General features: G+C 59.8%; 9 protein-coding genes and 1 pseudogene. 7 read left to right on the plus strand and 3 right to left on the minus strand.

Annotation, left to right across the window (positions count from 1 at the left end):
- Window positions 1-109: 109 nt before the first annotated feature.
- Both ACK5L9_RS06500 and ACK5L9_RS06505 read left to right on the plus strand, forming a co-directional pair.
- Complete coding sequence (locus ACK5L9_RS06500) at window positions 110-763, plus strand: transposase (RefSeq protein WP_416910661.1); 654 nt, start codon at window positions 110-112, stop codon at window positions 761-763.
- Window positions 764-971: 208 nt separating this feature from the next.
- A complete protein-coding gene (locus tag ACK5L9_RS06505; RefSeq protein ID WP_416910652.1) occupies window positions 972-1667 on the plus strand; it encodes an EthD family reductase in 696 nt (231 codons plus the stop codon).
- Between the two features lie 67 nt (window positions 1668-1734).
- On the opposite strand, the gene ACK5L9_RS06510 is transcribed toward ACK5L9_RS06505, so the two are convergent.
- The 3 genes from ACK5L9_RS06510 to ACK5L9_RS06520 all read right to left on the minus strand — a co-directional run bounded on the left by ACK5L9_RS06510 (window position 1735) and on the right by ACK5L9_RS06520 (window position 4199).
- Window positions 1735-2481 carry an SDR family NAD(P)-dependent oxidoreductase gene (locus ACK5L9_RS06510; protein ID WP_416910653.1) on the minus strand — a complete coding sequence of 249 codons (747 nt, stop codon included), beginning with the start codon at window positions 2479-2481 and terminating at the stop codon, window positions 1735-1737.
- A 95-nt stretch (window positions 2482-2576) separates the two neighbouring features.
- On the minus strand, window positions 2577-3371 hold the full coding sequence (locus ACK5L9_RS06515) for an IclR family transcriptional regulator (RefSeq protein ID WP_416910654.1): 795 nt from the start codon (window positions 3369-3371) through the stop codon (window positions 2577-2579).
- Window positions 3372-3398: 27 nt separating this feature from the next.
- Complete coding sequence (locus tag ACK5L9_RS06520) at window positions 3399-4199, minus strand: IclR family transcriptional regulator (protein WP_416910656.1); 801 nt, start codon at window positions 4197-4199, stop codon at window positions 3399-3401.
- A 316-nt stretch (window positions 4200-4515) separates the two neighbouring features.
- On the opposite strand from ACK5L9_RS06520, the gene ACK5L9_RS06525 reads away from it, so the two are divergent.
- The 5 genes and pseudogenes from ACK5L9_RS06525 to ACK5L9_RS06545 form a co-directional block, all read left to right on the plus strand.
- Window positions 4516-6999: an ATP-binding cassette domain-containing protein gene (locus ACK5L9_RS06525; protein ID WP_416910657.1), complete on the plus strand. Its 2484-nt coding sequence runs from the start codon at window positions 4516-4518 to the stop codon at window positions 6997-6999.
- A gap of 23 nt (window positions 7000-7022) precedes the next feature.
- Complete coding sequence (locus ACK5L9_RS06530; protein ID WP_416910658.1) at window positions 7023-8006, plus strand: ABC transporter permease; 984 nt, start codon at window positions 7023-7025, stop codon at window positions 8004-8006.
- 353 nt (window positions 8007-8359) lie between these two features.
- Entirely contained in the window at window positions 8360-10060 is a 1701-nt protein-coding gene (locus ACK5L9_RS06535; RefSeq protein WP_416910659.1) for an FAD-dependent oxidoreductase, read from the plus strand.
- A gap of 50 nt (window positions 10061-10110) precedes the next feature.
- Window positions 10111-10572 (plus strand): hypothetical protein, encoded by a 462-nt coding sequence (locus ACK5L9_RS06540; RefSeq protein WP_416910660.1) that lies wholly within the window; start codon window positions 10111-10113, stop codon window positions 10570-10572.
- A gap of 210 nt (window positions 10573-10782) precedes the next feature.
- Window positions 10783-11014: pseudogene (locus tag ACK5L9_RS06545) on the plus strand (transposase); the annotation flags it as partial.

An 11014-nucleotide genomic window follows, 5' to 3' on the forward strand; every position in this document is an offset into this window, starting at 1 on the left:
CCCGAATTATGCATGAGGAGTTGGTGAGACTGGCTTAACTACTTGAAGAGCTGTAGTTTTATGGTTCCTACACCCAAAGCCGCAGTTCTTCAGGATGCCGAGCCTCACCATGGATGTTTCTACACCCTCTCGTCTGTGCTTGTCACCCGTCAATGGCAAGCAGGTCCTGCTCGGATTTGACGGTGCCAACATGAGTTCCGACGCTGGGCTGATGCTGTTGCGGGAGATCGAGCGCCGTGAAGGTCTGGCAGGTTGGCTGGCGCCCTGCGTTGACGACCCGCGTGATCCGGGCAAGGTGCAGCACAGCCTCGAGGAGATCATCCGCTTCCGGATCCTGATGATCGCGGCGGGCTACGAGGATGCCAATGATGCCGCCGATCTGCGCCATGATCCGAGCTTCAAGCTCGCCCTGGAACGAGCCCCGGAAAGCGGCGCGGCGCTGTGCTCGCAGCCGACCATCTCGCGAATGGAGACCCATCTCGCCGCGGACCGGACCTCATGCACGAAGGCTAATGCCAATCAGATGCGGCTTATGCTGCACGGTTGCGCCTATTGGATCTGGTGGAGGCTCCGCGCCGCCTGCCCCAAACGGTCCCCGTGGCGGTATGCGCAGTTCGACACGCTGCGCCTGTATCTGCTCAAGCTGGCCGCTACCATCGTCGAAAAGAAGACCCGGATCATCATCACCCTTCCGGCCTGCTGCCCGCGCAGGAAACTTCTCACCTTGCTGTTCCGCGCCCTCGAGCCACCGCCTCCGGCCTGAAGCGAAACGCCCCGCTCATCCAGAAACATCAACCTGCACAACCTCACATGACGTCAGCGGCCCGAAAAAACGGTCGCCGAAGTCCATTGTGTGGGTCAAACCGGAATGGGCCATGCCATGCCTACACGGTGCGATACCGCAGCTTCATGAATTATTGCGGTTAACAAGCTGATGCCATCAAGAACATGACGCAGAGAGAGGACATAGGATGATCACCAGATTTGGCTTGCTGACAAAGCGCAAGGATCTGTCGGACGAGGCGTTCGACACGCACTGGCATCACGGCCATGGCCCCATGGCTGCCCGCTTTCCCGGCCTTCGCGGCTATTGGCAGCATCGCGTTGTCGACAAGGAACAGTTCGGCATCAGTCATGCGCGCGGCAGCGAATGGGATTTGGCAGGCTTTTCCGAACTGCATTTCGACGATGTCCCGGCCATGCTTAACGCGGTCAGCGGCGATATCTTTGCGCCGACGCTGGTCGATGAGCAGGAATTCCTTGAGGATGTAAAGCTGGTCGCCTGCGAAAAGCATGTTGTCGTGCCTTATCAACCCGACGACGGCCCGGTCATCAAGCGGATGACGCTTCTAAAGCGCCTGCCGGGCATCAGTCCGGAAAAGTTCCGCAAGGAATGGCTGGAAACCCATGCGGATTTTGTGCGCCGCTGGCCCAATGTCCTCGGCTACAACCAGAACATCGTGATCGACAGGTATCATGGTTCGCGGACTGAAAGCGTTCCCTATGAGGAGGTTCCGGTAGACGGGATCGTCGAATTCTGGTTCCGAGACAAAGAAACGGCAGCCGAGCTTTACGCAAGCGATATTGTGACCGAAACGCAAGAGCATGCAAAGTTCTTTCTGGACACCATTACCCCCTATTTCGTGGAAACGCGCCGGATCGTTTGACTGGCGCGAATATGGAAGGGCCCGGCGAACACGCCGGGCCCTTCCTGTTTTCGACATGGCGGGCTGGTCAGCCAGTCAGATAGCCGCCGTCTACGACAATGGTTGCGCCAGTGACGTAAGAGGACATGTCAGAGGCCAGAAAGATCACTGGGCCGACGATTTCGGACGGCTCGCCAAAGCGTCCCATCGGAATGCGGGACAGAAAACGCTCGCTGCGCTCCGTGTTATTGCGTGTTGCCTCGGTCATCGGCGTAACCAGCGTGCCCGGCGCAATGGCATTGACGCGTACGCCGTCCTTGCCCAGTTCGGCGGCTAGGTTCTGCGTCAGCATCTTCACAGCCGCCTTCGAAGTCGAATAGGAAATCGACGTCGCCGTCGATACGAAAGACGCGATCGAGGCCATGTTGATGATCCCGCCGCGCGTCTTCCGCAGCACCGGAACGAAGGGCAGAATCATGTTCAGCGTGCCCTCAAGGTTCACGTCCATACCAAGCGCCCAGCTTTCGCGGACATCTGCGCTGTCGATGGTATTTCGGGGGCAAACACCGGCATTGTTAACCAGCAGCGACACATCCCCGTGTTCGCTGGCCTGTCTGGCCAGCTCATCGCATGCAGCCGCATCGGTCACGTCAAGGGCATAGGCCCATGCTTCGCCACCGGCGTCGCGGATTTCCCCGGCGGTCCGCTGGGCGTTTTCAAGGCTCAGGTCCGCCAGGATCACGCGCGCACCCTCGGCCGCCAGACCCTTCGCGATACATGCCCCGACGCCTTGTCCGGCCCCGGTTACCACGGCCAGTCTACTTTCCAGTTTCATTGACATTCCCTCCCAACACGACGATTCAAAAGTGGCCGTGATGAGGGTATCATTACATTTAAGCGAATAAATTCGCAATAGAATAATAATCTTGGTTAAGCCACCGGCAGATAGCCCAGCTCTGACGAAAGCTGTTGCGCCGCGTCGCCAAGTGTCTCCGCTAACGCAGTGTCTGGCGAACTGTCCAGCACACGCGCATCCCCGACCATGGTTAAGACCGCCATGACCTGCCCCAGATGATCGAAAACCGGCGCAGCGATGGCATTAATACCCGGCACGGGAGGCATGGGCACCGAGCCGACGCCATGGGCACGGATCTCAGCCATATCTGTGTCGCCAAAGGATTGGGCCGTGCCGACGTAGCGATCCTGCAAGGATCTCTGCAGGCCTGAGCGGATGGTCTGACGCGAAACCTCAGCCGGCATGTAGGACGCAAAAACACGCCCGGTCGCCGTGCCGGTGACTGAATAGACCGTGCCAACCCTGGTGTTCATGTGAAGCTGGTCTTTCCCCTCGTTCACCACCACGACCGTCGGCCCGAAGGCCCCCCAGACCGAGACCAGCGTGGTCAGGCCGGTGCGCTGCGACAATGCCTCCGCAACCTTGCTGACCAGTTGCATCGGATCGGCGGAGCGCATGCGCGACAGGGCAAGGTCAAGCGCGAAGGGGCCGAGCTGATAGCGGCCTGAGCTTTCGTTCTTTTCGACCATGCCCATGTTGCGAAAACTGACAAGATAGGGATGCGCCTGCGCCGGTGCGATTCCCAGAGAAGCGGCAAGCTCTTTCAGCATCATCGGCTCGCCGCGTGCGATCAGGGCTTCAAGAAGCTGGGTCCCCACCTCGATCGACTGAACGCCTCGACCCTCGGAACTTTGGCTGGTGTCGGACATCTGATATTACCTTTCCTCAGTGCCCGATCAGGCGGTTTTATCAAGGATCAACAGTCGTTCGGACATCCTGGAGACGCCCGAAAGAATGGTCTTTACACAGGCACTGTCTTTCGCAGTGTCCAGCGTATCGGCATGGCCGATACAGGTTAGTGCGCCGGCGAAGGCATTATTTTCATCGAAGATCGGCACGGCGACCGCGTCGATCCCTGGCACTCGGACGCCTTTCACCACGCTGATGCCGTCCTTTCGGATCGTTGCCATCAGCGCCTCATAGCTTTTCAGCGATGTCACGTCCGTCTCGTAATGGGTCGGCTGCGCTCGCGCCACTTCAGAGCTGATCCATGGACCCACCCGCGCAGGGTCATCGAAGGCACCGAAAATACGGCCGGTAGCCGTGTTCAACACCGAAAAGCGCGTGCCCATATGAATATTGAGGTCGCTTCGCTTGTCGCGGGCTTGGACCATCATGGCGACCGATGGCCCCTTGGATGTCCAGACAGCCAGAAGCGACATCACGTTGAGCTCTTCCGACAGTTCCTTCAGCAGGCCGTTCGTTTCGCGGAAAATAGACAGGCTTCGCAACCGGCCAAGACCAAGCCGAAGTGCCAGGGAACCAAGCAGATAGGGGCCCCCGTCAAATTCCTGAACGACCATACCGACGCGCTTGTAGCTGACAAGATAGGCATGCGCCTGCGCCGAGGTGATATCGGTCACCTGCGAAATCTCTCTTAACGTCAGTGGATTCGAGGCGTCGATCAACGCCTGCAAGATGCGCCCGCCGACCGAAATCGACTGAATTCCCCGAGCCGCTTGCCCTTCCCTTGCCATTCTGTCGCCCCGTGACACATATCCGAACCACTTTCTCGCATGTTCGGATTCAAGGCAACAGGATTTTTTATTGACATATATATTCGCAATAAACTAATTTTGATTGATGGGAGGCTGGTGCGGAATCAGCCTCGGGGGAGTGTGAAGTCAAAACGGATTGTCTGGCCGCTCAGGCAACGCGAGCGGCGTCAAGTCGCGTTGATGAAGCTGATCAAGAATCGGAGGAGCACGGTGGAGGAAATAGGGTTCTACGGTTGCGGTGAAGGATTGCCTCATGGTGTGATAATGTCCGCTTTGCAGCTGCGGGGTGTGCGCCATGGCTGATGTCAGGTCGCAGCCTTTGCTTGTCATGTCCAATGTCACCCGGATCTTTCCGGGCGTGAAAGCTCTTGATGACGTTAGTTTCGAGGTGCTGCCCGGCGAGGTGCACGGTCTCGTCGGCGAAAACGGAGCGGGCAAATCGACGCTGATGGCCATCGCATCGGGGGCACTGTCGCCCAGTTCGGGTGTTGTCAGGATCAAGGGGAAGGAAACCAACGGCGACCCGGCCCTTGCGCGTCAGCTGGGCATTGCAATCGTCCGTCAGGAACCGGCGCTTCTGCCGGACCTCACGGTGGCGGAAAACCTCTTCCTCGGGCTGCCACGTGAGATGGCGCCTCCGGTCGCGGATTTACGGAAATGGGCGCGTGGTCTTCTGCGAACCTGGAGCGAGAATGTCGCAATCGATCCGGGCGATCGGGTTGAGACGCTGAATTCCGAACAACGCTTCATTGTAGAGATCGTCAAGGCGCTGGCCAGCGAACCCGCGGTCCTGGTTCTGGACGAACCGACCGAGCACCTTGCCGGCGAAGATGTGCAGCGGCTGTTCAGCCGGGTTCGCGAGGTGACTGCGCGCGGCGCGGCGGTTGTCTATATCTCGCATCGAATCAAGGAAGTTCAAGCTATTGCGGATCGCCTGACGGTGCTGCGCGATGGGCAGGGTCAGGGCACCTATAAGGCGCATGGTCTCAGCGAAGACCAGATCATCGAGTTGATTGTCGGCAAAGAGCTGAGCGAGGAGTTTCCGCCGAAATGCCTCGAATTCGGCAAAGAGGTCATGCGCGTCGAGGGCCTGCGGGGGCACGGTTTCGCCGACGTCTCGCTTTCCCTGCGGCGCGGTGAAATCCTTGGGGTTGGCGGCATCAGTGATAACGGACAGCAGGAATTCGTACGTGCCCTTGCCGGGCTGAATCGCCCACGATCCGGCGCAGTGCGGATCGATGCAGCCCAAGCAAATCTGTCCAGCGCAATAACCTCGATGGCCTCGGGCATTAGTTATCTGCCCGGAGATCGCCACCGAGACGGAATTTTCGCGGATCTTTCGGTGCGCGAGAATTTCTCGTCGCGCAGTCAGTGGCGCGATGCCGTGGCTGGGTTCGTGCGCAAGGGCTCGGAAGAGCGGCGTACGCGTCAGGCCATCCAAGACTACACGGTCAAAACGCCTGATACGGAAACGCGGATCGGGTCGCTCTCAGGCGGTAACCAGCAGAAACTTGTGCTGGCCAGCGTAGTCGCGACCCAACCCAAGGTTCTGGTGGTTGATGAGCCCACACAGGGCGTCGATGTCGGGGCTCGTGCTGAGATCTATCGGATCCTCCGCGGGTTGGCAGAACAGGGGGTCGCGATTACCGTGCTCTCCTCGGATGCGGCTGAGATCGCCGGCCTGTGTGACCGGGTCGTCGTTTTCTCGCGCGGCAAGATCGTTTCCGAGCTTGAAGGAGACGAGGTCGTCGAAAACAACATCGCCGGCGCGGCGCTCCGTTCCACTGAAACGCGCGAAAGCGCCCAGTCGGATACCGCACATTTCTGGAAGTGGGCATCCGGAGACATGGCGCCGATTGTCATGGTAGGCATCGCCATGCTGGTGCTGGCGGGCTATGTCGCCCTCGACAATGATTTTTTCCTGACCGGACGCAATCTGGGTGGGATGATGGCGCTGATCGCTACCATGGCCATCGTTGCCTATGGCCAGCAGATGCTGATGCTTGTCGGTGGCATTGACCTTTCGGTTGGGCCGACGATGGGGCTGCTACAGGTCGTCGCATCGTTCTACATGATCGACGGGGCGGTCGCCTCTGGCTATGTGACCGGCTTCGCGGCGATGGTGGTGGTCGCCATAGCGATCGGGACGCTGAACTGGTTTCTGGTCGAACCCATGCGGTTGCATCCGATGGTGGCCACGCTTGCGACCTATATGGGCGTGCAGGCTGTATCGCTGATCCTGCGACCAGAGCCGGGCGGGATGCTGAGCTTTGGCATGCTGGACATCTTTGGCTACCGCATCGGTTTCGTACCGGTGATGTTCATCGCTGCCGTCATTCTTGCAATCGTGCTGGAATATCTGCTGTTCCGTAGCCGGATCGGCTTTACTTTCCGCGCGCTCGGCTCGCGGCAGGATGCGGCGCGCATGGCCGGGATCTCACCGGCGCGGACGCGGCTGATCGCCTATATCGGCTGTTCCTTGCTGGCGCTGGTGGCGACCTTCGCGATGATGGATCAGGTTGGCATCGGCGATCCGCGCGCCGGGCTGAACTATACGCTTGGCAGTATCGCGGCCGTCGTCATCGGGGGCGGAAGCCTTTTTGGGGGGCGCGGCTCTTTTGTGGGAACGCTGTTCGGTGCTGCCTTCATTGTCCTGATCAACACCGTGACGAACTTCCTTGGTCTGGACGCGGCCTGGCAATCCTATCTGCTTGGCGGAATGATCATCCTCGCCGTCGCGCTGTACTCCAAGAGCCGACAGATGGTCGTCGTGACCTGAGCCCGAACCAGAGGAGAGATGACATGCAAGCACAATCCTTGACCCGAGACACCCAGAAACAGCGACAAGGGTTCACTCTGGTGCCGGGTGAATTCGCCTGGATCTGGATCGCAACCGCTGCGCTGTTTGCGCTCTGCGCGGTGGTCGCGCCGGGTACAATCAGGGCCTCGTCGCTGACGGCAATGCTGCCTTTCGCGGCGATGCTCGCAATCGTCGCCGTCGGGCAAACCATCGTCATTCAACAGCGCGGGTTAGACCTTTCCTGCGCCGCAATGATGAGCCTTGGCGGCGTTTTCATCGCCAAGCTGGGCTACGGCATCGATTCCGTGTGGCTGGCAGCCCTGGGGGCGATTGCGGTCGCGGCATTGGTCGGTTGCATCAACGGGCTTCTGGTGGCGCGGCTGAACATCATGCCTATTGTCGCGACGCTGGCGACGAATGCGATCCTGCTGGGCGCGATCAACAAGATTTCAGGCGGGACGCCAATGTCGGTACCCAAGGCGCTGGAGAGCTTTTCTCATGAAGGCCTGTTCGGTGTGCCTTACACCCTGTTGCTGTCAGGGGCCTTCATCGTCGCGGTGGCCGTCATATCGGCGCACACGGTCATCGGACGACGTTTCATCGCAGTCGGCGCCAATCCGAGGGCCGCGCGTGCGGCGGGCATGCCAGTGCTGACCTATCAGGTCGGCACATATGCGGCGGCGGCGATATGCTTCGCGGTTGCCGGGATGCTCTATGCCGGGTTCATCGGTTCGGCGTCACAGAACGCAGGGGACGATTTCCTGCTGCCCGGAATTGCGGCGGTCGTTGTCGGTGGGACGCCGTTTTCGGGCGGGCGGGGCAGCGTGATCGCATCGGGCATTGCCGCCGTTTTCATGACGCAGTTGGGCATCATGGTGCTGGCGCTAGGGGCGAGCTCGGCAGTTCAGCTTCTGGTTCAGGCCCTGGTCATCGTCCTGGCCGTGGTCATCAAGGAGGTACCGCATCTGCTGCGCCACAGGCCGTAGTACACCCGGAATGCAGGAACTTCGGCATGAAAGGCGGCGGGCAATGGTCCGCCGCCTTTTCGATTTCAGCGGTTCATTTCTCTTCAACAAAATTTGTTATTGACGAAATCATTCGATAAAGAATAATATATGTATAGAGGGAGGCAGCGCCGAATGCGCGAATCGGAAACGGGTTTCAGTCCCTGCCGAACGCCTGGCGTACTCTCTGGACAGATTTAGGAAAGCCATCGCCGCAGGGTGCCATGTGTGACCTGCCGCAGCATGAAACTGCTGCGGTTGCCGGGATTGCTTTCGCTTCTTGATGTGACGTTTCGGGCCTGTTCGGCGCGAGCCAGAAGTAAGGAAAGGTCGAGATGAGGGAATACAACTGTGATGTGCTGGTGGTTGGTTCTGGGGCCGGTGGGCTTTCGGCGGCCGTTGTTGCGGCCCATAGTCACCAGAAGGTTCTCGTGGTCGAGAAAGAGCCGGTGTTCGGCGGCACTACGGCAAGGTCCGGCGGCTGGATGTGGATCCCTGGCAACGCGCCTGCAAAGCGTGCCGGCGTCGACGATAGCGCCGCGAAAGCCAAGACCTATCTCAAGGGTGAGACCGGCGCCTTCTTCGACGAACCGCGCATCGACGCCTTCCTGGAAAATGGCCCAAAGGCGGTCGATTTCTTCGAATCGCAGACTTCGCTACAATTCGACCTCGGTCCAACTTTCGCGGACTATCATCCCGACGAATCCGGCGGGCTGCCCGGTGGCCGGTCAATTGTGGCGAAGCCCTTTGACGGGCGCGAGCTTGGCAGCGAGATTTCGCGTCTGCGCCCGCCCTTGGCCGAGATAACCATGCTTGGCATGATGATCGGTTCGGGCAAAGAGCTGCTGCATTTCTTCAACGTGACGCGCTCGCCTGTGTCTGCGCTGTTTGTCAGCGGGCTGTTCGCGAAATTCCTGCGGGACAAGGCGTTCCACGGCCGCGCAATGCGCCTGATGAATGGCAACGCTTTGGTGGCACGGCTAGCCAAGTCGTGCTTTGACAAGGATGTGCCGATATGGACGCGCTCGCCGGTCGAGCAGCTCGTCAAGGACGAACAGGGTCGCGTCACCGGTGCCATAATCGACACACCCGGCGGCCGCGTTCGCGTAAATGCGGCAAAGGGCGTGGTGATGGCTGCGGGCGGATTCCCGCAGGACCCGGTGCGTCGCAAAAAGCTGTTTCCGCACGCACCCACCGGCTATGAACATGCCTCGCCCGCACCTCCTGGCAATACCGGAGACGGGTTGCGTTTGGGTGAGTCGGTCGGTGCCGCGGTACAGGAAGATCTGCCGAACGCCGCCGCTTGGGTGCCGATCTCGCGCCCCCTTCGGCCGGATGGCACGCTTGGGACTTTTCCGCATTTCGTTGACCGTTCCAAGCCCGGCGTTATTGCCGTTACGCGCTCCGGGCGGCGCTTTGTGAATGAGGCGAATTCCTATCACGATTTCTGCCAGGCGATGTACAAGCGCTGCACCGAGGAGAATGGCGAGGTCTGCGCCTTCTTCATCGCCGATCATCGCACCTTCCGCAAATACGGCCTTGGTTTCGCCAAGCCGACGCCGGTCCCCTACAAACAGCACATCAAAAATGGCTATCTGCTGCGCGGCAACACCTTGCGCGAGCTTGCTGTCCAGATCGGCGCGGATGCGGATCAGCTGGATAAGACCGTGGCCGAGTTCAACAAGCACGCGCAGAACGGCGAGGATCCGGAATTCCACAAGGGAAGCACGGCCTATAACCGCTCGCTCGGCGATCCTGAGCGCAAGCCCAATCCCTGCGTCGCGCCCATCGAGAAAGGACCGTACTACGCCGTGAAGCTGGTGATCGGCGATCTGGGCACCTTCGACGGGTTGCGGACCAACGAGAACGCGCAGGTTCTGGATGGTGATGGAAATGCCATTCCCGGCCTTTATGCGGCGGGAAATGATGCTGCCTCGATCATGGGCGGCAACTATCCGGGTGGAGGCATCACGTTAGGGCCTGCCATCACTTTTGGTTATATCGCCGGTCGCCATCTGGCGGGCGCGAACGAATAGAACCGGCCAGCATACGGCCGGCCACATGATCAAACGAGGAGGAAACGATCATGAAACTTTCGAATATTCTGGCGGGGGCAGTTTCGGTCGCCGCGATACTGGCAACCACCGCCGCATATGCGCAGGACACGCGGAAATTGCGGATGCATGCGGCCTTTCCGACACAGACGCCGGTCATCGGTGAAATTTCTCCATGGATCGCCGAACGCATCGGCAAGCTGAGTGGCGGTACGCTGGAGGTAGAGGTTTTCGAACCCGGTGCTATGGTGCCGGCGACCGAATATTTCGATCCGGTTTCGCAGGGCGCGGTCGACATGGCTTTCGGCACGCCCGGTTACGGCGCGGGGCTTGAACCGGCGATGAACATCTTCACCGCCGTTCCGTTTGGTCCGGATGTGACCGAATACATGGCGTGGATGCAGCAGGGCGGCGGTCAGGAACTACACGATGAGATCATGGCGGGGCTGAACCTAACCCGAATTATGCATGAGGAGTTGGTGAGACTGGCTTAACTACTTGAAGAGCTGTAGTTTTATGGTTCCTACACCCAAAGCCGCAGTTCTTCAGGATGCCGAGCCTCACCATGGATGTTTCTACACCCTCTCGTCTGTGCTTGTCACCCGTCAATGGCAAGCAGGTCCTGCTCGGATTTGACGGTGCCGACATGAGTTCGGACGCCGGGCTGATGCTGTTGCGAGAGATCGAGCGCCGTGAAGGTCTGGCACGTGTTGGGATTGTCAAGGAATGCCCGCCTGCAGGAGCGCGTGCAGACCCTGGAGGCTTCGACGGCGCAGCGGTATGTGCGCAAGGGTCAGAAGCTGCGCCGGTTCAGGACTTTCTCCTATGCGGCCGGGTCCTGGTCGAAAGCGCGCCGGGTGATCGCGCGCATCGAGGTTGGCCCGCAGGGGCGGGACACCCGTTACATCGTCACCAACCTCGAAGGCGGTCGCGGCA

This window comes from Paracoccus sp. (in: a-proteobacteria), assembly GCF_047973135.1.
Classification (GTDB): Bacteria; Pseudomonadota; Alphaproteobacteria; order Rhodobacterales; family Rhodobacteraceae; genus Paracoccus.

Bases quoted from the DNA above. Each gene is read 5' to 3' on its own strand.
- ACK5L9_RS06515 (WP_416910654.1), bottom strand. From the start codon at position 3,371: ATGTCCGACACCAGCCAAAGTTCCGAGGGTCGAGGCGTTCAGTCGATC.
- ACK5L9_RS06505 (WP_416910652.1), top strand. From the start codon at position 972: ATGATCACCAGATTTGGCTTGCTGACAAAGCGCAAGGATCTGTCGGAC.
- ACK5L9_RS06535 (WP_416910659.1), top strand. From the start codon at position 8,360: ATGAGGGAATACAACTGTGATGTGCTGGTGGTTGGTTCTGGGGCCGGT.
- ACK5L9_RS06510 (WP_416910653.1), bottom strand. From the start codon at position 2,481: ATGAAACTGGAAAGTAGACTGGCCGTGGTAACCGGGGCCGGACAAGGC.
- ACK5L9_RS06530 (WP_416910658.1), top strand. From the start codon at position 7,023: ATGCAAGCACAATCCTTGACCCGAGACACCCAGAAACAGCGACAAGGG.
- ACK5L9_RS06500 (WP_416910661.1), top strand. From the start codon at position 110: ATGGATGTTTCTACACCCTCTCGTCTGTGCTTGTCACCCGTCAATGGC.
- ACK5L9_RS06540 (WP_416910660.1), top strand. From the start codon at position 10,111: ATGAAACTTTCGAATATTCTGGCGGGGGCAGTTTCGGTCGCCGCGATA.
- ACK5L9_RS06525 (WP_416910657.1), top strand. From the start codon at position 4,516: ATGGCTGATGTCAGGTCGCAGCCTTTGCTTGTCATGTCCAATGTCACC.
- ACK5L9_RS06520 (WP_416910656.1), bottom strand. From the start codon at position 4,199: ATGGCAAGGGAAGGGCAAGCGGCTCGGGGAATTCAGTCGATTTCGGTC.